Raw genomic sequence first — 25,221 nt, 5'->3', positions numbered from 1 at the left:
TGGCATCGCGGGGTGCGCGTCCACCGTTACGAGAGCATTGACGGCGAAAGGGCCGCCCACCACGCGGTGAGCGGCCCTTTCGGTACAGCGGGGACTAGCTGCGGACCATCTTGCGCAGCACGTACTGCATGATGCCGCCGTTGCGGTAGTAGTCGGCCTCACCGGGCGTGTCGATGCGGACGACCGCGTCGAACTCGACCTTCGTGCCGTCCGTCTTCGTGGCGACGACGTGCACCGTCGACGGCGTGGTGCCGTTGTTCAGCTCCGTGACGCCGGTGAAGTCGAACGTCTCGGTGCCGTCGAGGCCCAGCGACGACGCGTTGTCGCCCGCCGGGAACTGCAGCGGCAGCACGCCCATGCCGATGAGGTTCGAGCGGTGGATGCGCTCGTAGGACTCGGCGATGACGGCGCGGACGCCGAGCAGCGAGGTGCCCTTGGCCGCCCAGTCACGCGACGATCCGGAGCCGTACTCCTTGCCCGCCAGCACGACCAGGGGAACGCCGGCCTCCGCGTAGGACACGGACGCGTCGTAGATCGTCGTCTGCGGCGCGCCGTCGGCCAGGAAGTCGCGGGTGAAGCCGCCCTGGACGTCGTCGAGCAGCAGGTTGCGCAGGCGGATGTTCGCGAACGTGCCGCGGATCATCACCTCGTGGTTGCCGCGGCGGGAGCCGTAGGAGTTGAAGTCCTTGCGCTCCACGCCGTGCTCGGTCAGGTACTTGCCCGCGGGCGAGTCGGCCTTGATCGAACCGGCGGGGGAGATGTGGTCCGTGGTGACCGAGTCGCCCAGCAGCGCCAGCACGCGGGCACCCGAGATGTCGGTGACCGGCTTCGGCTCCATCTCCATGCCCTCGAAGTACGGGGGCTTGCGCACGTAGGTGGACTCGCTGTCCCACTCGAACGTGTTGCCGGTCGGCGTGGGCAGGGACTGCCAGCGCTCGTCACCGGAGAACACGTTCGTGTAGCCCTTGGTGAAGCCCTCCGCGGAGATCGAGGTCGAGATGACCTCGGCGATCTCGGCCGGGGTCGGCCAGATCTCGGAGAGGTACACCGGCTTGCCGTCCGGGTCCAGCGCGAGCGGCTCGGTGGTGATGTCCTTGTCCATCGAACCGGCCAGCGCGTACGCCACGACCAGCGGCGGCGACGCGAGGTAGTTCATCTTGATGTCCGGGTTGATCCGGCCCTCGAAGTTGCGGTTGCCGGACAGCACCGAGACGACCGCGAGGTCGCCTTCCTGCACGCCCGCCGAGATCTCCTCCTGCAGCGGGCCCGAGTTGCCGATGCAGGTGGTGCAGCCGTAGCCCACCAGGTGGAAGCCGAGCTTCTCCAGGTACGGCATGAGACCGGCGCGCTCGTAGTAGTCCATGACGACCTTCGAGCCGGGCGCCAGGGTCGTCTTGACCCACGGCTTGCGCTCGAGACCGCGCTCGACGGCCTTCTTCGCGAGAAGGGCCGCGCCGAGCATCACGGACGGGTTCGAGGTGTTGGTGCACGACGTGATCGCGGCGATCGCGACGGCGCCGTGGTCCAGCTCGAACTCGTTGCCGTCGAGGGAGACCTTGACCGGGTTCGACACGCGGCCGGTCGCGCCCTCGGCGGCGGACTGGAACACCTTCGGCGTGCCAGAGCCGTTGCCGCCCTCGTGGATGGCGGCCGGGTCGCTCGCCGGGAAGGACTCGTCGACGGCCTCGTCCACGCCGGACAGCGCCGGGGACTCGGTGTGCGCGACGTAGGCGCCCAGGGCCTGACGGAACGACTCCTTGGCGTTGGTCAGCTCGATGCGGTCCTGCGGGCGCTTCGGGCCGGCGATGGACGGCACGACCGTCGCCAGGTCCAGCTCCAGCGTCTCGGAGAACACCGGCTCGCGGGACGCGTCGTGCCAGAGGCCCTGCTCCTTGGCGTAGGCCTCGACGAGCGCGATCTGCTCCTCGGAACGGCCGGTCAGGCGCAGGTAGTCGATGGTCTCGCCGTCGATCGGGAAGATGCCGACCGTGGAGCCGAACTCCGGCGACATGTTGCCGATCGTGGCGCGGTTGGCCAGCGGCACGGCGCTGACGCCCTCGCCGTAGAACTCGACGAACTTGCCGACGACGCCCTGCTTGCGCAGCATCTCGGTGATCGTGAGCACGAGGTCGGTGGCGGTGGCGCCGGGGGGCAACTCGCCGGACAGCTTGAAGCCGACGACGCGCGGGATCAGCATGGAGACCGGCTGGCCGAGCATCGCGGCCTCGGCCTCGATGCCGCCGACGCCCCAGCCCAGCACGCCGATGCCGTTGACCATGGTGGTGTGGGAGTCGGTGCCCACGAGGGTGTCCGGGTACGCCTGGCCGTTGCGGACCATCACGACGCGCGCGAGGTGCTCGATGTTGACCTGGTGCACGATGCCGGTGCCGGGCGGGACGACCTTGAACTCGTCGAACGCCGTCTGGCCCCAGCGCAGGAACTGGTAGCGCTCGCGGTTGCGCTCGTACTCGAGGTCGACGTTCAGCTCGAACGCGTCCGGGCGGCCGAAGATGTCGGCGATGACCGAGTGGTCGATCACGAGCTCGGCGGGAGCGAGCGGGTTCACCTTCTCGGCGTCGCCGCCGAGCTGGGTCACGGCCTCGCGCATGGTGGCGAGGTCGACGACGCAGGGCACACCGGTGAAGTCCTGCATCACGACGCGGGCCGGCGTGAACTGGATCTCGGTGCTCGGCTCGGCGGCCGGGTCCCAGTTGGCGAGAGCGCGCACGTGGTCGGCGGTGATGTTCGCGCCGTCCTCGGTCCGCAGCAGGTTCTCCAGCAGGATCTTCAGGCTGAACGGAAGACGCTCGGCGCCCTCCACGGCGCTCAGCCGGAACACCTCGTACGAGGCGTCGCCGACGTTGAGCGTGCCGCGGGCGCCGAAGCTGTCCTTGCTAGCTGGTGCAGTCACGTGCAACTCCATAACTGGTGACAGCGCTGTGGTCAGTTCGGGATGGGGGAGAGTCTTCCTCACCTGGTTGAGCCCTGCCCCTCGACCCCAAACAGTACGCTTGTCCTGTAAGCCGGTTCAACCCAGGTTGCCCTAAGTCACTGGGTCGTCCCGGTACGCACCGGGCGAGCGTCCGGTGAATCTCATGAACGCGCGTTCGGTGCGCTATCCGGCGTCCGCGGCGATCGAGCGGTTGCTGCCGCAGGGGCGCGCTCGTTCGAGGAATGGGTGCCGACGGCAGCGAGGCGGAAGGTGTCGACCACGTCGGTCGTGTGCCTGGAGGACGTGAGCTTGCAGCCGGTGTTCGCCGATCGGTGCCGGGGTCGCACTCGCTGTTCCTGTCGCGAACCGGCCGAATCGGCCGAGTGATCGCCGAGGGGTAGCCCGGCCGGGGCTGGGGGAAGTCGCCGGGCTACCCGCGGGAGGGCGGCGTGGCTAGGCGCCGCCGTGGTCCTTGACGACCCGGCGGGTCGAGGCGAAGAGCATGCCGATGTTGACCGACTTGGGGCACACCACGACGGTGACGACGTCCTCGTCGTGGTTGCTGCGGATGAACAGGTGGGTGAGGTTGCTGCTGTTGACCAGGACTTCCTGGAAGTAGTGCTCGGCGGTCGCGATGCCGCGCCGCTCCTTGAAGATGTCCTCGATCATGGTCACCGTGCGGCCCTGGAAGAGGTCCAGCGTCGCACCGGCGAGCAGATCGAGCACCTCGGACGGGTGGCTGTCGGTCGTCTCGAACGCCAGCAGCATGCCTGTGGCCATGTCCACGACACCGGCGGCCAGGCAGGTGGGCACCTCCTGCCGCAGGTGCTTGACCATCGCGGTCATCTGATCTGACATCGGTCTGTCGCTCATCTTCGGCGTAGTCACTTCACATTTCTTTCAGGCGGCGGAGAGGATGGAGTTGATCCGTTCGAGCGCGGGCTGTGACTCCTGGTGCAGCCGGGCCACGTTCAGGCCTTCGTCGCCGAGCACCACCATCAATGCCAGAGAGCCGACCGCGTACACGGCCATGTACCCTCCGCTGCTGTGGACGACGGCCTGCCGAAATGCGCCGTGGCCGGCTATCTCGCTGGTTCTTCGCGCGATTCCGAGGTCTGCGGCGGCCAAAGCGGAGATGACCTCCGTGTCGATTCCCTCTGACATGTCCGCAAGAATCAGAACACCGTCGTTGGCGGCTATCAGGGTGTCCGTTATCCCGGCGACCCGTTCGCGCAGACCGTGCAATTCGGCGGCCAGCACGTCGTGATTCACGGCTTTTTCCTCTCTGGTTGTTTGAAGAGTTTCGGGAGCAGCTGGTGCCTCAGCGACCGGGGCAGCGGGACGTCGTCGCCGTCGTCGTCGGCCGGTGGTCCGGGCACGGGTGACGGGGGCGGTGGCCGGCGCGGGCGCAGCGGTATCGCGGGCTGTGGGCCCCGGACGACGGCCGACGTGCCGGGCACGACGGTCAGCAGGCCGTCGGCGACCATCCGGCAGGCCTCGACCGTCACCGGGTAGACGCTGCGGCCCGCCGCGAACGCGATGTCGCGCGTGGTGCGCCTGCCGGTGGCGTGCGCGACGATCTCCCCGCGCACCGGACCCAGATCGCGCACGGTGGCGGCACGGGCTGCGGCCAGGCGCTCGCGATGCGGGCAGAGCGGATGCTCGAGCGCCTGCAGCGACGTGATCCGGCGGGACGTCTCCTGGAGCAGGTCGACCGGGTCGATCGCGGCGGTCATCGTGACCGGTGCGTCGAGTACCTGCGGGGTGAACGAGCACTCCTCGACATCACCCGCGACGATGCTGAACGCGGCGTCGTGCGTGGCCATCATCGTGACGACGTGCAGCTCGGTCTCGCCGAGGGTGCCGAGGGTGCCCGTCGTGAGTGCCGAGGTCCACTCGGATTCGCTGAGACGGCCCGTCCGCAACAACAGCGCGTCGGTGCCGGGTGCCCCCGCGCTTTCGATGCAGGTGATGCCGCCGTCGTGCAGATGGACTATTCCGCCGGGATTTCCCAGGACGTGCAGGGTGCCCGTGGCGCGCGCGGCATCTCGTCCGGTCAACGCGCCCGCAAGCAGGTCGAAGGAGAGCTGCGTACCGGTTTTCAGGGGTGTCACCCGCATTTCGTGGAACTGGGGCTTGAGACAACTCATCTTTGTTGCTCGGGTGACGGTTTGTCGCCACGCTTCACTCGATCGTGTGAACTGTGAAATAACAATATCCATTGGATATGCATGCAGCGTGAAGTGGAGTTTCAGTCGGCGAACATGAGAATGATTCCGAATGGCCGGCGTCAGCCGTTTCGCGCATTCCGGCGATGCCGGGCGCGCGGAACTTCACCGGCGCCTCGATCGAGATCGCCGGCACTGTGCCGAGCCGGATGCGGGCCAAAGCGAGCGGACGCGACGTCAGGGGTGGTTATCTTGGCGTGGTGCTCCTCGATCAGGTTTCCAAGCGGTACGGGCGCGGGCCCTGGGTGCTGCGCGACCTCACCCTGGAGGTCTCCGGCCTGACCGTGCTGACCGGCGCGAACGGCACCGGCAAGTCGACGTTGCTCAAGATCGCCGCCGGGGTCCTGAAGCCGACGTCCGGACGTGTCTCGCGGCCTGCTTCGGTCGGCTATGTGCCTGAGCGTTTCCCCTCCGACGTCAAGATGTCCGCTTCGGCGTACTTGGCGCACATGGGACGGATCCGGCGCGCAGAGTCCGGCGATGTGCTGGAACGGCTGGGGTTCGTCGGTTCGATGACGGCGCCGATGTCGGAGCTGTCCAAGGGCAACGCGCAGAAGGTCGCGCTGGCGCAGGCTTTTCTGGCTTCGGACGTGCTGGTGCTCGACGAACCGTGGACCGGCCTCGACGCCTCGGCGGCCGCCGAGCTGGTGTCGTTGCTGGAGGGACGGACGGCACTGGTGTCCGACCACGAGGGACACCTTGCCTCGGCGACGCGCGTGGACCTCTCCGGCGGGCACGTGACGATCGAGCTCAGCCGGGTCGCGGAGCCCGATGCGTTGGGGGCGTTGGAAGGCGTGCGGTCCGTGCAGGCCCGCGGGTCGTCGGTGCGGGTGGTCGTGGCTCCGGACCGGAGTGATCAGGTGCTCGCGGAGGCGTTGCGGCTCGGATGCTCGGTGCGGAGTGTGCGGTGATCTCTCTTGTTCGGTACCTGGCGGTCGATGTCTTTCGCGGGCAACGGTATTTGGCGCCGCTGCTGGTGTTCCTCGGTGTGATGGGGATGCTGTTCTCCTCCGACGCCGGGCAGCCGCTGGAGGCGTATTCGGGGTCGTCGGCGTTGCTGTACCCGATAGCGGCGTGGATGGCCGTCGTGGTGGCGACGTCCGAGGACGTGGTGCGGCGCGAGATCACCGTGGTGTCCGCTGGCGGGTGGTCTCGGGTGCTGACGGCGGCCGCCCTGGTCTCGGTGCTGTTCGCGCTGGCGATGGCACTGCTGGCGGCGGTGTGGCCGGTGGTGACGAACCCGCACCCGTACACGGCGGGCGAATTTTTTGTCGGACTCGCCGCGCATACTGGATGTGCGTTGCTCGGCGTCGGTGTGGGCCTGATGTTCGCCCGCCCGGTTTTCGACTCCATCGGGCGCACCGTGCTGGCGGTGTTCTCGGTGGTGGTGCTGACTTATCCGCTCGGACGGGCCACCCCGCTCGGGTGGGTGCTGGACGCGCTGGGGCACAACAGGGCGTCGCTGTCCCTGCTGGGGACGGTGGCGGTCGGTGTCGCCTTGGTGTCGGCCGCGGTGGTGGCCGGGGTGCGGCGGGCCTGATGAGGGTCAACGTGCTCGGGCCGCTCCAGGTCGTGGCCGCGGACGGCGCACCGGTCGAGGTGCGCGGTAAGCGGTTGCGCTGGTTGTTGATCCGGCTGGCGATGGAACCTGGCCACGTCGTCGCGCCGGACCGGCTGATCGCGGACCTGTGGCCGGACGAGCCACCGGTCGACGGTCCTGCCGCGTTGCAGTCGCTGGTGTCCCGGCTGCGGCGGGCGGTCGGTGCCGAGGTGATCTCGTCGCACGCGTCGGGTTACCGGCTGGAGGCGTCGACCGACGTCGAGGCCTTCGTGCGGACGCGCGACGCGGCGTTGTGGCGCGGGGCGGCGTTCGAGGAGGCGCCGTTCGCTCTCGACGAGGCCGTGCGGCTGGCGTTGCTGCGCGACGACCTCGCGGGGCTGGAGGCTTTGGCGGCCGCGCATCCGTTGCGCGAGGACGTCCAGGCCCGGTTGATGCTGGCGCTGAACGCCGCCGGACGGCGGTCGGACGCGTTGGCGGTGTTCGCGCGCGTTCGTTCGGCGTTGGCGGACGAGCTGGGCGTGGATCCCGGTGAGGCACTGGCGGCCGCCCATCTGACGGTGCTGCGCGAGCGCGTCTCGCGGGGCAACCTGCCGGCGCCGGTCGGGTCGTTCGTCGGGCGTGCCGGCGACCTGGCCTCGCTGGCGGAGCTGTTGCGGGACAACCGGTTGGTGACGCTGACCGGGTTCGGCGGCGTGGGCAAGACGCGCCTCGCGCTGACGCATGCCGCGTCGGTGCCGCAGGCGTGGTTCGTCGAGCTGGACTCGGCGGCCGAACCGCTCGCGGCGCTGGACGCCGCCCTGGGCCCGAACCCGTTGGCGGCCCCGGTGTTCTCGCGGCTCGGGTCGTCGCTCGTGCTGCTGGACAACTGCGAGCACGTCGTGGACGCGGCCGCCGCGTTGTGCGTGCGGTTGCTGGCCGAGGCACCGGACGCGCGCGTGCTGGCGACGTCGCGCGAGCCGTTGGGGATCCCGGGCGAGGTCGTGCACCCGGTCGCGCCGCTCGACCTCGACCACGCGGTCGGACTGTTCTCCGCACGGGTCGGTGCGCCGCTGGATCCCGGCGTCGTGCGGCGGGTTTGTGCTGCCCTGGACGGGATTCCACTCGCGCTGGAGCTCGCGGCGGCACGGGCCCGGTCGCTGTCGGCGGCGCAGCTGGAGTCGCGGGTGGACAGTCGGCTGCGGCTGCTGGACCGCGGCGCGCGGACCGGGCCGGCGCGGCATCGGACGCTGCGTGCGGTGATCGACTGGAGCTGGGAACTGCTGGACGACGCCGAGCGCGCGTTGCTGGCGCGGCTGGCCGTGTTCGTGGGTGGGGCGACGGCCGCGGCGGTGCATTTCGTGTGCGGGGCAGGCTCGCGCAGGGGTACCCCCTTGCCGGGAACCCCTACATCTCAACGTACTCAGGAGGTCCGACAAGATCAGGATCTCTGGGACACCGAGGACTTGCTGGCCGCGCTCGTGGAGAAGTCGCTGGTCGTGCGCGCGGGTGAGCGCTATCGGCTGCTGGAGACCGTGCGCGAGTACGCGTTGGAGCAGGGCCAAACCGATCCCGCCAGGCACGCCGCCTACTACGTCGCGCTGGCCGAGCGGAACGAGCCGCTGCTGCGCGGCCCGGAGCAACTGGACGCGTTGAAGGTCTTCGACGTGGAACGGTCCAACCTCGACGCGGCGCAGGCGTGGGCGGTCCGGCACGACTTGACCGTCGCACGGCGCATGATGGCCGCGCGCACGTGGCATTGGCTGGTGATGACCAAGCGGTTCGAGGAGATCCGCCGCTGGGCCGCGCTCACGCCCGACGACCCGCTCTCGGACGTGCTGGCCTCGCTCGGCACGCCGGCCGCCCTCCCCGCGGCGGAGCGGTTGTGGGAGGAGGACCTCCCGACGGCGCTGTGCGCGTTGATGCTGACGAGCGGTCAGGTCTGGGGGCAGACCGCGCTGGCGGAACGGCTCGAGGTGCTGGCCGGGCGGCTGGAACGGTCGCCGGACGCGTGGATGCGCGCGTTCGCGGCGCTCGTGCGGGGGCTGGTGGCCGGGGAGTTCAGCGAGGGTTCCGCGCCGCGGGCGGAGGCGGCCTACCGGGAGGCGCTGCGCGGGTTCCGGGCGGTGGGGGACCGGTGGGCCGTGGTGTTCGGGCTGTCCTGCCTGGTCATGGTGCTGATCAACCGAGGTGCGTTCGCCGAGGGGTTCAAGGCGGTCTCCGAGGCGAGGCAGGTGGCCGCCGAGCTGGGCGAGCCGGAGTCCGTGCTGGTGCCGATGTCCGTGCTCATGCAGGCGGCGCGCATCAAGATCAGGATCGGTGACCTCGCGGGCGCTCGTGAGGATCTGGAGCTGGTGCCGGCCTCCCCGTTCGACCTGGATCGGGCACGGGTCACGCAGGCCTACGGTGAGATGGCGTACTTCAGCGGTGACTTCGAGCAGGCCGTCGCGTTGTACCGGCAGGCGCTCGACGCCACGGAGGACTCGCCCGCGAACCAGTTCCGCGCCACCGTCCACGCCGGACTGGGACTGGCGCTGACCCGCCTCGGTCATCTCGGTGAGGCGGGCGAGCACCACGGCCGCGCGCTCGACACCGTCAACAGGAGCGCGGACGGACCGGCGAGGGCGCTGGTGCTGGAGTGGTACGCGGACTGGCTGTTCGCCCAGGGCGACCCCCGCGGCGCGAGGGAGGCCCTGGACGACGCCGAACGGCTACGCGGCGGTCCGAGCAGCGACCCGGCGGTGGTGCAGCTGCGTGACCGGGTTCGCGCCGAAGTAGGCGTCGATCGCTGACCTGCCGATCGCGGCGACGTACCCGTCCGGGCGCACGAGCACCGGGCCGTCCGGGAAGTCGAGCGTCACGAAGTCGGGGCCCCGCAACAGGTCGAAGATCCGGCCCTGCTCGGTGATCCCGTCCGGCATGCGGTCGCCCGCGTGCAGGCCCTCGCCTTCGGTGGTCCGGTACGAGAGCGAGAGCTGCAGCGTCTCGTCGCCGCGACGCTCGAACGGGCTGCCGGACATCATGATCGCGGTCGTCATGCCCAGCAGCCACTCCGCGACGGGCTTGCGCTCGGCCTCGTAGGTGTCGAGCAGCGTCTCCATCGCGAGTTTCCAGCCCAGGTTGTAGGCGTCCTGGATGCCGGTGTTCATGCCCTGCGCGCCGGCGGGGGAGTGCACGTGAGCGGCGTCGCCCGCGAGGAACACCCGGCCGACGCGGAACCTGTCGACCATGCGGACGTTCATGCGGTACAACGACGTCCACGTCGCGTCCTTCACGACCACGTCGTCCCGCCCGGTGCGGTCGCGGACGATCTCCCGGTACAGCTCCAGGGACGGCTCACCGTCACCGGTCGCCTGGAACTGGAAGAGGTCCGTGCCGGGCAACGGGCACAGGGCGAGCCACTGGTCGACGCGGCCGCCCCACTGGTGCCAGTGGTCGCGGTCGAGACCGGAGATCCGGAGGTCGCCGACGAGCATCCGTTGGTCCTCGTGGGTCTCGCCGACGAACGAGACGCCGAGTTCCTTGCGCACGAACGACTTTCCGCCGTCACAACCGACGAGGTACCTGGCCCGCACGGTCTCCCCGCCGACGACCGCGGTCACCCCGGAGTCGTCCTGGGTGAACGACGTCAGCGCCATCCCGTACTCGACGGGCTGGGGGAGCGCCTCGCGCAGGATCTGCTCGACCCGGAACTGCGGGATGAGCATCGTGCTCGCGTACGGGCGTTCGACGGTCGCGTGGCGGCCCTCGTGCACGTCCCACTCGCGCAGCACCTCGCGGCCCTGGTAGGCGCGCATGGTCAGGTGGAACCGCCCGGACGCCAGCACCGGCTCGATCACGCCCAGGTCGTGGAAGACCTCCATGCTGCGCGGCTGCAGGCCCTTGCCGCGCGAGCCGGCGAACGGCGCCGGTGAGGCATCTACGACACGGAACGGGACGCCGCGGCGGGAGAGGTCGAGTGCGAGAGTCAGTCCGGTCGGGCCGGCGCCGATGATCAGAACCTGTGTGTCCATGACGACCACGTTCGGCTCACGAACTGCCAGGGCCCTGTCACCGCGCTGTTGCGGGTGACAGGGCCCTGGACGACCAGCGAGAACTTACTTCTTCAGCAGCTCGATCAGCGCGTCGACGTCCTTCGGCTCGAAGCCGCGGAACAGCGTCAGGGCCAGCTCGTAGTAGGAGCGGACCGGGCTGACGTACCACTTGCCGTCGACCTCGGTGGAGACGACACCGACACCGGACTTCATGACCGACCCGGCCACCCGGCCGATGATGTCGATGGCCTCGGCGGGGATCTGCTTGCCGCCCTGCTGCTTCAGCAGCTGCGTGATCTCGCTCGCGCACAGCTTCTGCGAGCCCTGGCCGGGCACGTCGGCCGCGTAGCAGTCACCCTCGCGGGTGATCGTCATGGTCTCGCCCTCGGCGGTGATCGACAGCTTCTTGATCGTGACCTGCTTGCCGCCGGTCACGTTCTTGACGTCGGTCTCCAGCGCGTTGAGCTTGGCACCGGTCGGCTTCATCGGGCCGGCCTCGTCCAGCAGCAGCGGGCCGAGGTCCTGCAGCACACCGGCCTCGTCGGGCGGCAGCAGCGCGATGACCTTCGTCAGGTCGCCGTCGAGCGCCGCGTTCACCATCTGCTTCGCGGCTTCCTCGGCCGAGCCCGCGCCCTGCGCCGCGATGCCCTGCGACGGCCACTTCTGCTTCTCCTCCTCCAGGATCGCGTTGGCGATCGTGTAGAAGGCGCTCGGGTACCACTTGTCGCCGACCTTGATCGACGCGATGCCGATCGGGGTGCCGCGCTTCTTCACCTCGGCGGTGATGTCGACGGTCTCGGACTTCGACGTGGTCGTGCTGAACTCGGTGCCGAGCGCGTCCACGAGCTTGTCGGTGAGCGGGATCTTCGACGCGTCCGAGGTGATCGTGATCTTGCCCTCGACCAGCTTGTTGATCGTGAGGTGGTCGTTGATCTTCTCGGCGGCCGCCTCGTCGAACTTGATGTTCTCGCTCTTGAACTCGACGCCGGTCAGCTTGTTCGGGTCGGCGTCGGGCTTGAGGATCTCGAGACGCTTCATCTCCTTGGTCATCGAGTCCATGTAGTCCTTGGACAGCGCGGCCTCGGCGGGCGCCAGCGACGCCATGATGCCGACGACGTCACCGCTGCCCAGCTGCTCGATGAGGTTCTTCGCCGCGACGGCCGGAGTGTCCTGGCCCGCGTTTGTGCCGGGGTCGGCCTTCTTCAGCGCGAAGAACGTGACGCCGCCGCCGATCAGCAGCAGCACCGCGACCACGGCCGTGACGACCAGGCCGGTGCGCTTCTTCTTCGGCGGCTCGCCGCCCATCGGCGCGTAGCCGAACGGCTGCTGCTCGAAGCCCTGCTGCGGGAAGCCCTGCGGGCCAGTCTGCGGGTAGCCCTGCTGGGGGTAGCCCTGCGGCCCGGTCTGCGGCGGCTGCGGGAAACCCTGCGGCCCGGTCTGCGGGTAGCCGCCCTGCTGCGGGTAGCCACCCGGCTGCTGCGGCTGCTGGGGGTATCCACCCTGCTGCGGGTGGCCGCCCTGCTGGGGCTGCTGCCCGTACGGGTTGTTCTGCGGCTGCCACGGGCCGCCACCACCTGGGTAGCTCACGGGTTCCCTCCTGAGGTTCTCACTGCGCTGCGCCTTGTCGAGGTGAGCACCGTGATCGCCCCCACGATCGTCAGTACGGCACCGGCAAGAGTCGTGACTGGTCCGGAGATGCTGATTCCGACCAATGCACCCTTGCTATCCCCTTGGACTGTGGCTAGTAGGGCCACGGTTCCCCCGATCGTGCCAAAGAGAAGGCCGACGCACGCGGCAAATCGTGGAAATCGGACCACGTAGAGACCGATCGCGACCATGGCCAGTGGCGTCAGCCCCACCCAGATCGACGTCACGACGGTGCCCGCCACCCCGTCCAACCCGGCGAGATCACGGAGCGAAAGCACCTCGTAACTGTCCCTCGTGGTCGATCCGGATTTCAGCCACGGCAAGAACGTCCCGGTGATGGTGGTGACCAAGCCCACTGCCGCGATCGCGGCTCCCACTGCGCTGCGCACGGGGACTAGTGTGAACCGATGGCCTCGGAGGCGTGCGCAGCGGCACGGGCGCTGGTCGCGTCCGCCCACCGGATCACGGTGCTGACCGGGGCCGGAGTCTCCACGGATTCGGGCATCCCGGACTTCCGCGGACCGGACGGGCTGTGGACGCGCGACGCCGACGCCGGCCTCGGGGCGACGCTGGACGCCTACCTCTCCGACCCCGCCGTGCGCAGGCGATCCTGGCGGGCGAAGCTGGACAGTCCCGTGTGGACGGCGAAGCCGAACGCCGCGCACCTCGCGCTGGTCGAACTGGAACGGTCCGGCCGGTTGCGCACCGTGGTCACGCAGAACATCGACGGCCTGCACCAGAAAGCGGGCTCCGATCCGCATCGCGTGCTGGAGCTGCACGGCACGTTGCACGCCACCGTGTGCCTCGGATGCGGTGCCACGGGCCCGATGAGGGACGCGTTGAAGCGCGTGGCCGACGGCGAGCAGGAGCCGGACTGCCCGCGCTGCCGGGGAATCCTCAAGTCCGCCACTGTCTCGTTCGGGCAGGAGCTCGACGGCGAGGTGCTGCGCCGCGCCCGCCTCGCCGCCCTGGATTGCGACGTGCTGCTGGTGGCGGGAACATCACTCTCGGTGCAGCCCGCCGCGGGCCTCGTGCCGCTGGCGGCCAAAGCAGGCGCCCAGGTCATCATCTGCAACGCCGAGCCGACGCCGTACGACTCCGTGGCGGCCGTTGTGCTGCACGAACCCGTCGCCGACGTGCTTCCCGACCTCAGTTCCGTTCCTCCATCCGGGGGAGGACGATTCTCGTCCTGGGGAGATCCGAGCACCTGGTCGTAGGGTCGCTTCATGCGCGTACCGCTGATCACCACGGACTTCCTGGACCGCGCGTCGTTCGCGTTCGGAGCGACGACGGCGACCATCGACGAACCGGACCAGCCCGCGAAGCCGGTCGCGACGACGACGTACGCCGAGATGGCGGCCCGTGTGCGCGCGTGGCAGGCCGGGTTCGACGCACTGGGCGTCGGCGAGGGCGAACGCGTCGCCGTCGTCAGCCACAACTCCGCGCGGATGCTGGAGCTGCTGCACGCGCTGCCCGGCAGTGGACGCATCTGCGTGCCGGTGAACTTCCGCCTGCGCCCCGACGAGGTGAAGTACATCGTCGAGCACAGCGGTGCCTCGGCGTTGTTCGTCGACCCCGAGCTGGAACTGGACGACGTCGTGGCGCGCCACCGGTTCACGCTCGGCGAGGAGTCGGAGTCGCTGCTGCGGTTCGATGTGGAGCCACGGCCGTGGAGCGCGCCCTCGGAGGACGCGACGGCGACCATCAACTACACGTCCGGTACGACCGCGCGTCCCAAGGGCGTGCAGCTGACGCACCGCAACATCTGGCTGAACGCGGTCACGTTCGCCATGCACACCCGTGCGTGGGAGGGCGACGTGTACATGCACGTGCTGCCGATGTTCCACTGCAACGGCTGGGGAATGCCGTTCGGTCTCGCGGGCCTCGGCGTGCCGCAGGTGGTGCTGCGCAAGGTCGACGGCGCCGAGATCCTGCGCCGTGTGCGCGACCACGGCGTCACGCTCATGTGCGGTGCGCCGGCCGTGTGGAACGCCGTGCTGGACGCCGCGCAGACGTGGGACGGCGAGATCCCGGGCCGTGACCGCGTACGGATCGTGTGCGCCGGTGCGCCGCCGCCCTCGCGCACGATCCAGCGCGTGACCGAGGAGCTCGGCTGGGAGTTCCTCCAGATCTACGGCCTGACCGAGACGGCGCCGCTGCTCACCTTCAACCGCGCCCAGCCGGGGCCGGAGGGTGAGGAGAAGGCGAAGAAGCAGTCACGGGCGGGTGCGCCGGCCCTGGGCGCGCAGCTGCGGATCTCCGAGAACGGCGAGGTGCTCGCGCGCTCGAACGTGGTCATGGAGGGCTACTGGGAGAACCCGGAGTCCACCGCGGACGCGATCGAGGACGGCTGGTTCCACACCGGAGACGGCGGCTACTTCGACGACGACGGCTACCTGACGATCTCCGACCGCAAGAAGGACGTGATCATCACCGGTGGCGAGAACGTCTCGTCCATCGAGGTCGAGGACTGCCTGTTCTCGCACCCGGCCGTCGCCGAGGTCGCGGTCATCGGCGTGCCCCACGAGAAATGGGGTGAAACGATCAAGGCGCTGGTCGTCCTCTCCGGCGAGGCCACCGAGGCCGAGCTGATCAAGCACTGCAAGGAGCGGCTCGCCGGGTACAAGGCGCCGACGACGATCGAGTTCCGCGACTCGATCCCGCGCACGGCGACCGGCAAGATCCAGAAGTTCAAGCTCCGCGAGCCGTACTGGGCGGGCAGGGGCCGGGGCGTCAACTAGGCCGAACCGGCGACACGCCGGACTTCGATCGTCCCAAAAGGACCACCGGGCGTGTTCCACTGTGACACGTGTGGCTGACGGTGCGTTAGTTCCGGATGCGCCGAATGAGCCAGATTGGTCTAATGCGGTCGGAGGTGATGTCCAGTGTTGACACGACTCTCCGCCGTGTTGGTGTTGATGACGGTCGTCCTCACGGGGACGGCCGGAGCTGTGCCGCCTCCGCCGCCGAACCCCAGTGACGCGGAGATCTCGGCGTCACGGGCGGAAGCGGACGCGAAGGCGGCCCGGGTCGGCGAGCTGACCGGGCGGCTCACGCAGGCGGAGTCACGCCTGCAGGAGCTGCTCGACGACGTCTCGTACAAGCGCGAGCTCGCCAACAAGGCCCGAGTGGACCTGGAGACGGCGATCTCGGAGGCCGAGGCCGCTCGTCGCGAGGCCGCGGCCGCCCGTGTCGAGGCCGACGCGGCCTCCAAGGCCGTGGAGAAGAGCCGCCTCGAACTGGACGAGTTCGCCGCCGCCTCCTACGCGCAGGGCACCACCGTCGGCTCGTTCTCCGCGTACATCGGCGCCAAGTCGCCCGAGGACCTGCTGGCCCGCGCCCAGATGCTGGAGGCGGTGTCCTCGTCCAGCCTGAACCGGCTCGACCAGGTGACCCGCGACCAGGGCACGGCCGCGAACCTCGACTCCGCCGCCCGCGCCGCGCTGCAGAAGGCCGACGCGAAGCAGGCTGCCGCGGACGAGGCCAAGAAGGTCGCCGAGCAGGCCCAGCAGGTGGCCGTGCACGCGCACTCGGCGCAGGCCGCGGCGACCGAGGAACTGCAGTCCAACAAGGACGCCGTCGAACGAGAGCTCGCCTCGGCACGAGGTGCGGTCACCGGGCTGGAAGCGCAACGCCGGCAGTACGACCAGTGGACCGAGGCCAAGAAGCGCGAGGACGAGGAGAACGCCCGCCGGGCCGCCGCGGCGGCCGCTGCCGCCTCCGCCCCGCAGGCTCAGGCGCCCCGCCCGGCCGCCTCGGCACCCGCGCCGTCCGGCAACCGCGTGCAGACCGTGATCAACCGGGCGTTGGCTCAGCGCGGTGTCATCTACGCGTGGGGCGGCGGCAACCACTACGGCCCGACGTACGGCGTGCGCGACGGCGGCGTCGCCGACTCGTACGGCGACTACCGCAAGATCGGTTTCGACTGCTCCGGCCTGATGATGTACGCCTTCGCGGGCGCCGGCGTGTACCTGCCGCACTACAGCGGCTACCAGTACAACTCCGGCCGCAAGGTGCCGTTGTCGCAGATGGCCCCCGGCGACATGATCTTCTGGGGACCCGGCGGCGGCACGCACGTGGCGTTGTACCTGGGCGGCGGGATGATGGTGGAAGCGCCGCATTCCGGTGCCGTGGTGCGGATCTCCCCTGTGCGGTACGGCGGCATCATGCCGTACGTGACCCGGATGCTGTGACCGAACCGGTGGCCCGCTCGCGAGCGGGCCACCGGTTCCGTTGCTCAGGCCGATCCGAGCCGGAGCGGGTTCGTCTTCGTGGTGGCGCTGCGCAGCCAGTTGTGGTGCGGGTGGATCGTCACGCCCTGCGGACCGCGGACGACGACCTCCTCCAGGCACCAGTGCGAGCTGTCGCCCTTGTTGTCGAACGCGATGTCGAACGACGTGAGCGGGCCGACCTCGGACAGCGTGAAGTCGTAGACGTCGGTCTTGCCGCGCTCGCGGTCGTCGCCGGGATTGTCGAGGTTGATCCAGCCGGACGAGGTGGTGCCGTTCAGGCGCACCTCGACGCGGGAGTCCGTGCCCGCCTTGTCCACGTTGCAGGTCCGGACCTCGATGCGGTACTGCCCCGGAGCGGCCTGGGCGGTGCCCATGGCCAGCGTGCCGGCGAACGCCGCGGCGAGAACGCCGACGACCGCGGTGGTTGCCACCTTCATGCTCGTTCCCCTCTCTTGGGTGTTGCTGGGGAGAAGGTGGCAGCGGGCGATTGCGGGACTGTTCGGCGATCATGAAATCCGCAGCTCAGAGATCACGTGCCCAGAGTTGGCCGGTCACGTCGTGGCCGAAGCTGTGCTGCGGTGTCTCCTCTTCGAGCTCGAACCCCTGAGCCTCGTAGATCTTCCTGGCGGAGGCGAGACCGGCGACCGTCCACAACGCCATGCGTTCATAGCCCGCGTTCCGGGCGAACTCGATGCACGTGCTGACGAGCTTGTTGCCCGCGCCGTGACCACGCGCGTCCGGGTGCACGAGCAGCACGCGCAACTTCGCTGTCGTGTCGTCCTCACGGACGCAGAACACGCATCCGACGCGTTGGCCGTCGAGCTCGGCGATCCACGCGCCCTCTCTCGTGGGGTCGTGGTCGGCCGCGTAGTCGCCGACGATCTTGGCGACCAACGCCTCGAACGAGGTGTCCCAGGCGAGTTCGGACGCGTAGAGCTCGCCGTGCGCCTGGACCACCCAGCCCAGGTCGCCGGGGTGGCCGAGCGGGCGGATCAGCATGGTCTCCTCCACTGACACGACTGTTTCAGTCATGTCAAGATACTGCCATGCCGTCCGCCCGCGAGACCGAACTGCTCGAAGCCGCCTACCGGTACGTGCTCACCCACGGCCTCGCCGACGTGTCGCTACGGCCGTTGGCGGCGGCCATCGGGTCGAGCACGCGCGTGCTGCTCTACCTGTTCGGCAGCAAGGAAGGCCTGGTCAAGGCGTTGCTGGCGCGGGCACGTGCCGACGAACTGGTGCTGCTCGCCGACATCGGCACCGGGCCTGGCGTCGTGGCTCGGCTGTGGGAGTGGCTGTCCGCGCCCGCACACCGGCCGTTGCTGACGTTGTGGCTGGAGGCCTACGCGCGCTCTCTCGTGGAGCCTGACGGGCCGTGGGCGGGCTTCGCGCGCGCGACCGTGGAGGACTGGCTGGAGGTGTTGCGCGCCGCTCAGCCCGAGGACGTGCGCGACACCGCTGCCGGGCTGGCGTCACGTACGCGTGAGCTCGCGTTGCTGCGAGGTGCGTTGCTGGACCTGCTCGCGACGGGGGACGGCGAGCGCGTCACCTCAGCGGTGGGGGCTAGTTTTGCCGGGTGAAGATCGTGGTGTTCGGTGCGTCCGGAATGGTCGGTCAGGGCGCGTTGCGGGAGTGCCTGCTCGACCCGGCGGTTGATTCTGTGGTCACGGTCGGGCGTTCGCCGTCGGCCGTGGCGGATCCCAAGCTGCTGCACGTGGTGCACGCCGACTTCGCTGACCTGTCGCCGGTCGCGTCGGACCTGGCCGATGCCGATGCGTGCTTCTACTGCATGGGCGTGACGTCCGCGGGCCTGACCGAGGCCGAGTACACGCCCGTGACGCACGACTACGCGGTTGAGGCCGCACGCGTCGTCGGTGGCACCTATGTGTACGTGTCCGGTGAGGGCGCCGACGCCGAGAGCAAGACGATATGGGCGCGGGTGAAGGGGCGCACGGAGAACGAGCTGCTGGCGCTGGACCGGCCGGTGTTCGTCGTGCGGCCCGGGTTCATCCAGCCACGGCACGGGATCACGTCGCGCACCCGCATCTACCGCTACATCTACTCGTGGTCCTCGTGGCTCATGCCGTTGCTGAAGAAGGTGGCGCCGAAGTTCGTCACGAGCACCGACGAGCTCGGGCGCGCGATGGTGGCGCTGGCCAAAGGCGCTCAGGCGGCGAAGGTGCTGCGCAGCGACGAGATCAACAGGCTGGCCGGATGACGCTCGAAGAGGCCATCCGCGAGTACCAGGAGGACGGCTACGAGGTCACGCACGTCGTGGAGTCCGTGTGCGGCGAGTGTGGCGAGAAGTCGTTCCACGTGCAGATGACCGAGGACCAGGCGTTGCGGCGGACCTGCCTCGGCTGCGGACTCGCGGAGTTCATCGCCGACTCCGAGGAACACTGGCAGGACGACGACGCGGAGGAGTGCGAGTGCACCTGCGGCGGCGAGGAGTTCGCCGCCGCGCTCGGGTCGTCGTGCCGCCCGGACGGCGAGGTGCGCTGGCTGACCGTCGGACTGCGGTGCCTGAAGTGCGGGCTGTGCGGCGTGTACGAGGACTGGAAGATCGACTACATGCCGAGCAGGCACCTCATTCAGCAGGCTTGAACGCGTCCTCGGTCTTCACGACGCCTGCGGTACGGCCCGGCGCCGTGTGGTTCTCCCAGTACAGGTTGGTGTGCGCGATGACCTTGTCCGGGGTGGGCGCGCCCCACTCCGAGAGGTCCTCGGTCGTGTGCGCGTCGCTGACCAGCAGAGCGTCGTAACCGCGCACGATGGCGCCGTGCAGGGTCGAGCGGATGCATTCGTCGGTCTGCGCGCCGGACACCACGAGGCTGCCGATTCCCTTGCCCGCCAGCACTTCCTCGAGGTCCGTCGCCTCGAACGAGTCGGCGTAGGTCTTGTGCACCACGGGTTCGCCGTCGGCGACCTTGAGCTCGGGCACGAACTGCCAGCCGTCGGACTCCTTGGGCATGTGCTCGGCGTTGCTGTGCTGCACCCACACGACGTCGACGCCGGCCGCGCGCGCCTTGTCGACGAGGGCGGCGACGTTGGCGACGACCTCGTCGCGGTTGTGGGCGTGATTGACCACGCCGTTCTGCACGTCGATCACGAGCAACGCGGTGCTGGGGCGGTTCGCCAGAGTCGTCACGCGGCCAGCTTAGGCCGCTTCCGGTGGTGTGCAAGGGCGTTCCGTCGACTGTGGACGGCCGCACGCGTGCGGCTCAGCGGGAACGCAGCCGCCGCAACATCCGGGCGTCCTCGAAACCGACGTTGCGCGCGGCGGTCTCCACCGTGGCGCCTTGACCGATCAGGTGTTCGGCCCGTTCGACGCGCAACGCCTGCTGGTACCTCAACGGCGTCATGCCCGTCGCACGGCCGAACAGCCGCGTCACGGTCCGTTCACTGCAACCGGCGTGGACAGCGAGTTCCGCGAGCGAGAGTCGGTCGGCGAGGCGTGACTCGATGACGTCCTGAACGCGGTGCACCGTCTCGTTGATGTGCGAACGGTGCCGCAGCAGCACGCTCGCCTGCTGGTCGTCACCGTTCCTGCGCGCGTAGATGACCATCGTGCGTGCGATCGCGGCGGCAACCGTAGGCCCGTGGCGTACGGCGACGAGATGCAACGCGAGGTCGATACCGCTCGCGATGCCCGCGGATGTCACGACCCTGTTGTCCTCCACGAACAAGACGTCACGCACGACGTGTGCGGCCGGGTAGCGCCGTGCGAGCTCCTCCTGCAACTCGTGATGCGTGGTGCAACGCCGTCCGTCGAGCAAACCGGCGCGCCCCAACGCATCCGCGCCGGCGCACACACTCGCCACTGTGCCGCCGTTGTCGTGGTGCGTGCGCACCCACGCCAACGCACGTTCGCTCAGGTGTCCGGTGCCCACGATCTTCGGCGACCGCCACCCCGGCACGAACACGAGGTCGTCCACGTCGAGAGAGGGCAACTCACGCGACGCACCCAGCGGCACGCCCTGATGGCTGAGCACGGTGTCCATGTCGCCGACGTAGGACAGCGCGTACCCGTCCACGAGGTCGGCGGCGCTGGAGAACACCTGCGCCGGCCCCGCGAGGTCGAGCAGGTGCACTCCAGGAACGAGCAGGAAGACGACTCTGGTCACGATCCGGTCAGCGTAGCGACATCCGAGATCCGCGCGAACCGGCCCGCCAGCACGTACTCGGTCCGCTCGATGATCTCCTCGACCCCGAGCACCTTCCCGGTCCGCCAGTGCGGCAGCGGCGTGGTGGCGGTCGCGTCCGTCACGAACGTCATGTCGAACCCGAGGTCCGACCCGACGCGGGTGGTCGTCTCGCAGCACTGCTCGGTCCGGATGCCGCTGATCAGCAACTCCCGCACACCCCGGGTCGTCAGCGTCTGCTGGAGGTTCGTCGTGGTGAACGCGTTGTGCGCGGTCTTGGTCAGCACCGGCTCGTCGTCGAGCGGCTTGAGTCCGTCGATCAGCCGCACGTGCCCCAGCGCGGGGTCGAACACGTCGCCGGAGCCGGGCTCGGAGTGCAGCACCCACACCACCAGGTCGCCGGCGTCGCGGCTCAGGTCGACCAGCTGGTTCACCTTGCCCACGACATCCGGGTTGGACACCTCGGCCCAGTTGGGGCGCTGACGGAACGACTCCTGCACGTCGATGACGATCAATGCTCGCTTCATGACCATCAGCCTGGTCGGCGCCGGCACCGGGCACGAGGCACGACCCGGCCGAGGAACGGACGGATCCGGTCACCGTGCGAAGATCAGGACGTGGACTTACACGTGCTGGCGGGCGATCCTGCGGACCCCAATCTGGGCGCGCGCGTGACGGTGTCGGTCGGAGTGGAGGGCCTGGCCGGGTTCTGCGTGCCGTTCGTGCGGGTCACGGCCGGCAAGTCGCGCCGAATCCTGGTCGGGGAGGTGCGCACGGACGGTGCCCAGATCGACGTGCTGGTCCGCGCGGCCTGGAGCGAGCACGGCGGCTGGCACCAGGAACCGTGGCACGGCGACGGCATCGCCGAGCTGCTCAGGCATCCCGCCCACGCGGTCGGCGACGGCAGTCCCAGGGCGGGCGTCATCGCCAAGGCCATCGCCGAGGGGTCGCGCAACGCCATCGCCGAACTGCGCGGCCTTCGCTACGAGATGGAACAGCGCGTCGCCGATCTGCTGGCACAGCGGGAGAACACGGTGCTGCTGCGCCCCGTGATGGCCCAGCTCGTCGAGCTGTCGATGGCCTTCAGCCGTGCCCGCGACCACGCCCGCGACACGATTCGCGAGGTCCGCGACCCCGGCGTGGTGCGGCACTGCGAGGCGATGGACGTCGAGCTGGGCGACGAGGTGACCCGGCTCCAGTCGTTGCTCACCAGCGTGTCGACGTTCGCGGTCGCACAGGAGGGCGAGGCGCAGCAACGGTTCAACATGGTCGCCGCGGCGGCCGCGGCGGGGCTCGGCCTGCCCGCCGTGATCCTGTCGCTGTACGGGGCGGACGACTACCTGCCGTTCACGTGGGAAAGCGCGTGGCGGGCGCTGGTGCCGATCATCGCCGCCGTCACGGTGGCCGCCGGGGTCATCCTGAACCGCATGCCCGGCCGGACCGGCGCCAAGCACTACCTCACCGCACTGGGGCTCATCACCGGGCTGATCGGCGTGCTGCTGCTCGCGGGTTTCCTCGCTCCCGGCTAGAGCGGGCGGCGGCCCGCGAACCCCAGATCCGTCCGGTGGTACCAGGCCAGCTCACGGTCGCCTTCGAGCCAGCACAACAGCACGGGCACACCGTCCATCTCCGACGGGAAGTCCACCAGCAACGGCGCGAAGCCCTTCAGCTCCGCCCCGGTGTGCTGCACGGTCTCCATCAGCTCGTCCAGCCGGGCCTGCGCGGCCTTGAACTCCGGCAGCCCGCCCAGGGAGGACTCACCCGCGGCGAGCTCGGCGGCGTCGGCCCGCAGGCGCACGATCTCGTCCAGCGCCGGCAGCAGGCGCGCGAGTTCGGTCCTGGCTTCGGAAAGGCTGAACAGTGGCACGGCCACAAGGCTGGCACAGTGGTCGGAATGACGTGGCGACTGGGTGACCTCACCGTGAACCGGATCGGGTTCGGCGCGATGCGGCTGCCGCAGCGGGGGACGGCGTTCGATCGCCGCGCCGAGCCGCGCGACCGCGGGCAGGCGATCGAGGTGCTGCGCAGGGCCGTCGAGCTCGGGGTCAACCACGTCGACACGGCCGCCTTCTACTTCTCCGCCACGCGATCGGCGAACGAGCTGATCAACAGCGCGCTCTCGCCGTACCCGGAGGACCTGGTGATCGTCACCAAGGTCGGGCCGGGCCGCACGCCGCAGGGGGAGTGGCTGCCGCTCGCGACGCCGCGGCAGCTGCGGGGACAGGTCGAGGAGAACCTGCGGCAGCTCGGCCGCGACCACCTCGACGTGGTCAACCTGCGGGTGAGCGGGCTGGACGACCTCAGCGCGCACTTCGAGCAGCTCGCGGCGCTCCAGCAGGACGGGCTGATCAGGCACCTCGGGCTGTCCAACATCAGGCCGCACCACCTCGACCAGGCACAGCGGATCGCGCCCGTGGTGTGCGTGCAGAACTCCTACGGGCTCGGGCACCACCCCGAGCAGGACGACTTCGTCGGCGTCTGCGGGGAACGGGGCATCGCGTACGTGCCGTTCTTCGCGCTCACCGGCGCCAACCAGGAGGCCGGGACGTCGGCCGACGACGACGTCGTCACGGAGATCGCCCACGCCCGCAACGCCTCGCCCGCGCAGATCCGGCTGGCGTGGACGCTCGCCAGGGGGCCGCACGTGCTGGTCATCCCGGGCACGGGCGACCCGGAGCACCTGCGGCAGAACGTCGAGGCGGGACGGCTGAGCCTCACCACGGACGAGCTCACCCGCCTCGACGCCGCGCACCTCAACGGGAGCTGATCCGCCGGAACAGCCAGGTGGCCCACCCGAAGGCCACGACCAGCAGGCCGCCCGACCACGTCAGCGCGAGCCAGCCGGACCCCACGGGCTGATCGGTCAGCAGAGCGCGCACGGTCTCGATGACCGGCGTGATCGGCTGGTGTTCGCTGACCGCGCGCAGCCAGGACGGCATTGTCGCCACCGGCACGAACGCGCTGCTCAGGTACGGGATGAACAGCATGAAGAAGCCGAGCAGGCTGGCCGACTCGACGCTGCGCGCGATCACGCCGAAGCCTGCCGCGAGCCAGGACAGCGCCAGCACGTAGAGCAGCAGCAGACCCATCGCGAGTACCCACGAACCGAACGAGGCCGTGGGCCGGAAGCCCATCAGCAAAGCCACCAGCACCACCGCGAACGTCGCCAGGGCGTTGCGGGCGACCGAGGCGGCGACGTGGCCGGTCAGCACGGAGAAACCGCTGATCGGCATCGAGCGGAACCGGTCGACCACACCCTTCTTCATGTCGTCGGCCACGGACATCGCGGTGGACGTGGCGCCGTAACCGGTGCACAGCACGAGGATGCCCGGCACCACGTAATCCACATAGGACTGCGTCGAGCTGATCGCACCGCCGAACACGTAGACGAACAACGCCATCATCAGCACCGGCAACACGACCGCCATGATCAGCGTGTCGAGGTTGCGGCGGCTCAGGCGGACGCCGCGGCCGATCATCGTCAGCGAGACGGTCATGCCGCCACCGCCGTCAGGGACGTGAAGACGTCGTCCAGGGTCGGGCGGTGCGTGGACACCCGCGACACGCTCACCCGCGCCGCCAGCAGGTCGTCCAGCACGCGGTGCAGGTGAACGGCACTGCCGTCGGACGGCACGCTCAGCGTCGGCCCGTCGGTCACCCCGCCGACCACGGCCTGCGCTCGCGACGCATCCTCGGCGCACGAGAAGGTCAGGTCCAGGCGGGTACCGCCGACCGAGTTCTTCAACGCGTCCGCGGTGCCGTCCGCGACGACGCCTCCGTTGTGCAGCACCACGATCCGGTCAGCGAGCCGGTCGGCCTCCTCCAGGTACTGGGTGGTGAGGAAGATCGTCACGCCGTCGCGCACCAGGTCGCCGATCGCGTCCCACATCGTCGTGCGGCTGACCGGGTCCAGGCCGGTGGTCGGCTCGTCCAGGAACAACAGCCGCGGCCGCGCCACCAGGCTCATCGCGAGGTCCAGGCGCCGGCGCATGCCACCGGAGTAGGTGCGCACCCGCCGGTCCGCGGCGTCGACGAGGTCGAACCGCTCCAGCAGGCCGACAGCCCTCGCGCGAGCCGCCGACCGGGTGAAACGGTGCAACCGGGCGATCATGACCAGGTTCTCCCGGCCGGTCTGCTCCTCGTCCACCGCCGCGTACTGGCCGGTCAGGCTGATCACGCCGCGCACGGCGGCGCCCTCCCGCACCACGTCGAACCCGCACACGCGGGCCGCACCGCCGTCAGGCCTGGTCAGCGTGCTCAGGATGCGGATCGCGGTGGTCTTGCCGGCGCCGTTGGGCCCGAGCAGCGCGAGCACGGACCCTTCCGCGACCTTCAGGTCAAGGCCGCTCAGCACGGTGTTCGGGCCGTATCTCTTCGTCAGACCCTCTGTCTCGACGATCATGGAACCCCCTTTTATGCGTACCTCATACGCAATACCTGAATTAGCGTATGGCATACGCATCTGTTTG

The 25,221-nt window shown here is 69.6% G+C and carries 26 protein-coding genes; 11 read left to right on the top strand and 15 right to left on the bottom strand.

Annotated elements, in window-relative coordinates:
• Positions 1-94: 94 nt before the first annotated feature.
• From BM417_RS02295 to BM417_RS02280, 4 genes are all read right to left on the bottom strand, one after another.
• Positions 95-2,911: an aconitate hydratase gene (locus tag BM417_RS02295; protein ID WP_093588546.1), complete on the bottom strand. Its 2,817-nt coding sequence runs from the start codon at positions 2,909-2,911 to the stop codon at positions 95-97.
• A gap of 474 nt (positions 2,912-3,385) precedes the next feature.
• Positions 3,386-3,790: a hypothetical protein gene (locus tag BM417_RS02290; protein ID WP_245821624.1), complete on the bottom strand. Its 405-nt coding sequence runs from the start codon at positions 3,788-3,790 to the stop codon at positions 3,386-3,388.
• Between the two features lie 42 nt (positions 3,791-3,832).
• Positions 3,833-4,204: a roadblock/LC7 domain-containing protein gene (locus BM417_RS02285; protein WP_093588041.1), complete on the bottom strand. Its 372-nt coding sequence runs from the start codon at positions 4,202-4,204 to the stop codon at positions 3,833-3,835.
• On the bottom strand, positions 4,201-5,046 hold the full coding sequence (locus BM417_RS02280) for a hypothetical protein (protein WP_093588040.1): 846 nt from the start codon (positions 5,044-5,046) through the stop codon (positions 4,201-4,203). The genes BM417_RS02285 and BM417_RS02280 overlap by 4 nt, the downstream gene beginning before the upstream one ends.
• Positions 5,047-5,246: 200 nt before the next feature.
• Here BM417_RS02280 and BM417_RS02275 point away from each other — a divergent pair, with 200 nt between their 5' ends.
• Genes BM417_RS02275 through BM417_RS02270 form a run of 3 tightly spaced genes read left to right on the top strand, consistent with a single transcriptional unit; the run spans position 5,247 to position 9,489 of the window.
• Positions 5,247-6,071, top strand: a complete 825-nt coding sequence (locus BM417_RS02275; RefSeq protein WP_093588039.1) for an ATP-binding cassette domain-containing protein — start codon at positions 5,247-5,249, stop codon at positions 6,069-6,071.
• On the top strand, positions 6,068-6,700 hold the full coding sequence (locus BM417_RS47505) for a hypothetical protein (RefSeq protein ID WP_177320239.1): 633 nt from the start codon (positions 6,068-6,070) through the stop codon (positions 6,698-6,700). The genes BM417_RS02275 and BM417_RS47505 overlap by 4 nt, the downstream gene beginning before the upstream one ends.
• Complete coding sequence (locus BM417_RS02270) at positions 6,700-9,489, top strand: BTAD domain-containing putative transcriptional regulator (protein WP_177320238.1); 2,790 nt, start codon at positions 6,700-6,702, stop codon at positions 9,487-9,489. Before BM417_RS47505 ends, BM417_RS02270 begins: the two co-directional genes overlap by 1 nt.
• On the opposite strand, the gene BM417_RS02265 is transcribed toward BM417_RS02270, so the two are convergent.
• The 3 genes from BM417_RS02265 to BM417_RS02255 form a co-directional block, all read right to left on the bottom strand.
• Positions 9,409-10,710 (bottom strand): FAD-dependent monooxygenase, encoded by a 1,302-nt coding sequence (locus BM417_RS02265; protein ID WP_177320237.1) that lies wholly within the window; start codon positions 10,708-10,710, stop codon positions 9,409-9,411. The two genes, BM417_RS02270 and BM417_RS02265, sit on opposite strands and share 81 nt — an antisense overlap.
• 84 nt (positions 10,711-10,794) lie before the next feature.
• Complete coding sequence (locus BM417_RS47500; RefSeq protein ID WP_177320236.1) at positions 10,795-12,318, bottom strand: proline-rich domain-containing protein; 1,524 nt, start codon at positions 12,316-12,318, stop codon at positions 10,795-10,797.
• Positions 12,315-12,767, bottom strand: a complete 453-nt coding sequence (locus BM417_RS02255; protein WP_143138467.1) for a hypothetical protein — start codon at positions 12,765-12,767, stop codon at positions 12,315-12,317. Before BM417_RS02255 ends, BM417_RS47500 begins: the two co-directional genes overlap by 4 nt.
• A gap of 18 nt (positions 12,768-12,785) precedes the next feature.
• Between BM417_RS02255 and BM417_RS02250 the strand changes: the two genes are divergently transcribed.
• The 3 genes from BM417_RS02250 (at position 12,786) to BM417_RS02240 (ending at position 16,571) form a co-directional block, all read left to right on the top strand.
• Positions 12,786-13,595, top strand: a complete 810-nt coding sequence (locus BM417_RS02250; protein WP_093588035.1) for an SIR2 family NAD-dependent protein deacylase — start codon at positions 12,786-12,788, stop codon at positions 13,593-13,595.
• Between the two features lie 9 nt (positions 13,596-13,604).
• On the top strand, positions 13,605-15,119 hold the full coding sequence (locus BM417_RS02245) for a class I adenylate-forming enzyme family protein (protein ID WP_093588034.1): 1,515 nt from the start codon (positions 13,605-13,607) through the stop codon (positions 15,117-15,119).
• 144 nt (positions 15,120-15,263) lie between these two features.
• Positions 15,264-16,571: an NlpC/P60 family protein gene (locus BM417_RS02240; protein ID WP_322788931.1), complete on the top strand. Its 1,308-nt coding sequence runs from the start codon at positions 15,264-15,266 to the stop codon at positions 16,569-16,571.
• Positions 16,572-16,615: 44 nt separating this feature from the next.
• Here the strand turns inward: BM417_RS02240 and BM417_RS02235 are convergent, their stop codons facing one another.
• Positions 16,616-17,047 (bottom strand): PLAT/LH2 domain-containing protein, encoded by a 432-nt coding sequence (locus BM417_RS02235; protein WP_093588033.1) that lies wholly within the window; start codon positions 17,045-17,047, stop codon positions 16,616-16,618.
• An 85-nt stretch (positions 17,048-17,132) separates the two neighbouring features.
• Entirely contained in the window at positions 17,133-17,642 is a 510-nt protein-coding gene (locus BM417_RS02230; protein WP_093588032.1) for a GNAT family N-acetyltransferase, read from the bottom strand.
• A gap of 14 nt (positions 17,643-17,656) precedes the next feature.
• Here BM417_RS02230 and BM417_RS02225 point away from each other — a divergent pair, with 14 nt between their 5' ends.
• The 3 genes from BM417_RS02225 to BM417_RS02215 are packed head-to-tail and all read left to right on the top strand — an operon-like array spanning position 17,657 to position 19,214.
• Positions 17,657-18,190 (top strand): TetR/AcrR family transcriptional regulator, encoded by a 534-nt coding sequence (locus BM417_RS02225; RefSeq protein ID WP_093588031.1) that lies wholly within the window; start codon positions 17,657-17,659, stop codon positions 18,188-18,190.
• Positions 18,187-18,828 (top strand): Rossmann-fold NAD(P)-binding domain-containing protein, encoded by a 642-nt coding sequence (locus BM417_RS02220; RefSeq protein WP_093588030.1) that lies wholly within the window; start codon positions 18,187-18,189, stop codon positions 18,826-18,828. Before BM417_RS02225 ends, BM417_RS02220 begins: the two co-directional genes overlap by 4 nt.
• On the top strand, positions 18,825-19,214 hold the full coding sequence (locus tag BM417_RS02215; protein ID WP_093588029.1) for a hypothetical protein: 390 nt from the start codon (positions 18,825-18,827) through the stop codon (positions 19,212-19,214). Before BM417_RS02220 ends, BM417_RS02215 begins: the two co-directional genes overlap by 4 nt.
• Here the strand turns inward: BM417_RS02215 and BM417_RS02210 are convergent.
• From BM417_RS02210 to BM417_RS02200, 3 genes are all read right to left on the bottom strand, one after another.
• Entirely contained in the window at positions 19,198-19,758 is a 561-nt protein-coding gene (locus BM417_RS02210; RefSeq protein WP_093588028.1) for an isochorismatase family protein, read from the bottom strand. The two genes, BM417_RS02215 and BM417_RS02210, sit on opposite strands and share 17 nt — an antisense overlap.
• A 73-nt stretch (positions 19,759-19,831) precedes the next feature.
• Positions 19,832-20,734 carry a GlxA family transcriptional regulator gene (locus BM417_RS02205; RefSeq protein ID WP_093588027.1) on the bottom strand — a complete coding sequence of 301 codons (903 nt, stop codon included), beginning with the start codon at positions 20,732-20,734 and terminating at the stop codon, positions 19,832-19,834.
• The gene (locus tag BM417_RS02200) at positions 20,731-21,279 is read right to left on the bottom strand and encodes a cysteine hydrolase family protein (RefSeq protein WP_093588544.1); all 549 of its coding nucleotides are present in this window, start codon (positions 21,277-21,279) and stop codon (positions 20,731-20,733) included. Before BM417_RS02200 ends, BM417_RS02205 begins: the two co-directional genes overlap by 4 nt.
• 90 nt (positions 21,280-21,369) lie before the next feature.
• On the opposite strand from BM417_RS02200, the gene BM417_RS02195 reads away from it, so the two are divergent.
• Complete coding sequence (locus BM417_RS02195) at positions 21,370-22,281, top strand: hypothetical protein (protein WP_143138466.1); 912 nt, start codon at positions 21,370-21,372, stop codon at positions 22,279-22,281.
• On the opposite strand, the gene BM417_RS02190 is transcribed toward BM417_RS02195, so the two are convergent.
• Positions 22,278-22,619 carry a DUF2203 domain-containing protein gene (locus BM417_RS02190; RefSeq protein ID WP_093588543.1) on the bottom strand — a complete coding sequence of 114 codons (342 nt, stop codon included), beginning with the start codon at positions 22,617-22,619 and terminating at the stop codon, positions 22,278-22,280. The genes BM417_RS02195 and BM417_RS02190 overlap by 4 nt on opposite strands.
• A gap of 27 nt (positions 22,620-22,646) precedes the next feature.
• On the opposite strand from BM417_RS02190, the gene BM417_RS02185 reads away from it, so the two are divergent.
• The gene (locus BM417_RS02185; protein WP_093588025.1) at positions 22,647-23,519 is read left to right on the top strand and encodes an oxidoreductase; all 873 of its coding nucleotides are present in this window, start codon (positions 22,647-22,649) and stop codon (positions 23,517-23,519) included.
• Here the strand turns inward: BM417_RS02185 and BM417_RS02180 are convergent.
• Complete coding sequence (locus BM417_RS02180) at positions 23,506-24,249, bottom strand: ABC transporter permease (protein ID WP_093588024.1); 744 nt, start codon at positions 24,247-24,249, stop codon at positions 23,506-23,508. The two genes, BM417_RS02185 and BM417_RS02180, sit on opposite strands and share 14 nt — an antisense overlap.
• Positions 24,246-25,154, bottom strand: a complete 909-nt coding sequence (locus BM417_RS02175) for an ATP-binding cassette domain-containing protein (RefSeq protein WP_093588023.1) — start codon at positions 25,152-25,154, stop codon at positions 24,246-24,248. The genes BM417_RS02180 and BM417_RS02175 overlap by 4 nt, the downstream gene beginning before the upstream one ends.
• Positions 25,155-25,221 lie beyond the last annotated feature (67 nt).

Origin of the sequence: Lentzea waywayandensis (assembly GCF_900115955.1) — a bacterium.
In the GTDB taxonomy this organism is placed as follows: Bacteria; Actinomycetota; Actinomycetes; order Mycobacteriales; family Pseudonocardiaceae; genus Lentzea; species Lentzea waywayandensis.
Note: the sequence above shows the minus strand (reverse complement) of the source record. Positions and strands in the feature narration are given on the sequence as shown.

Excerpts from the sequence above, each read along its gene's own strand:
- BM417_RS02290 (WP_245821624.1), bottom strand. The coding sequence starts at position 3,790 with ATGTCAGATCAGATGACCGCGATGGTCAAGCACCTGCGGCAGGAGGTG.
- BM417_RS02275 (WP_093588039.1), top strand. The coding sequence starts at position 5,247 with ATGCCGGGCGCGCGGAACTTCACCGGCGCCTCGATCGAGATCGCCGGC.
- BM417_RS02270 (WP_177320238.1), top strand. The coding sequence starts at position 6,700 with ATGAGGGTCAACGTGCTCGGGCCGCTCCAGGTCGTGGCCGCGGACGGC.
- BM417_RS02265 (WP_177320237.1), bottom strand. The coding sequence starts at position 10,710 with ATGGACACACAGGTTCTGATCATCGGCGCCGGCCCGACCGGACTGACT.
- BM417_RS02250 (WP_093588035.1), top strand. The coding sequence starts at position 12,786 with ATGGCCTCGGAGGCGTGCGCAGCGGCACGGGCGCTGGTCGCGTCCGCC.
- BM417_RS02245 (WP_093588034.1), top strand. The coding sequence starts at position 13,605 with ATGCGCGTACCGCTGATCACCACGGACTTCCTGGACCGCGCGTCGTTC.
- BM417_RS02235 (WP_093588033.1), bottom strand. The coding sequence starts at position 17,047 with ATGAAGGTGGCAACCACCGCGGTCGTCGGCGTTCTCGCCGCGGCGTTC.
- BM417_RS02230 (WP_093588032.1), bottom strand. The coding sequence starts at position 17,642 with ATGACTGAAACAGTCGTGTCAGTGGAGGAGACCATGCTGATCCGCCCG.
- BM417_RS02225 (WP_093588031.1), top strand. The coding sequence starts at position 17,657 with ATGCCGTCCGCCCGCGAGACCGAACTGCTCGAAGCCGCCTACCGGTAC.
- BM417_RS02215 (WP_093588029.1), top strand. The coding sequence starts at position 18,825 with ATGACGCTCGAAGAGGCCATCCGCGAGTACCAGGAGGACGGCTACGAG.
- BM417_RS02200 (WP_093588544.1), bottom strand. The coding sequence starts at position 21,279 with ATGAAGCGAGCATTGATCGTCATCGACGTGCAGGAGTCGTTCCGTCAG.
- BM417_RS02185 (WP_093588025.1), top strand. The coding sequence starts at position 22,647 with ATGACGTGGCGACTGGGTGACCTCACCGTGAACCGGATCGGGTTCGGC.
- BM417_RS02180 (WP_093588024.1), bottom strand. The coding sequence starts at position 24,249 with ATGACCGTCTCGCTGACGATGATCGGCCGCGGCGTCCGCCTGAGCCGC.
- BM417_RS02175 (WP_093588023.1), bottom strand. The coding sequence starts at position 25,154 with ATGATCGTCGAGACAGAGGGTCTGACGAAGAGATACGGCCCGAACACC.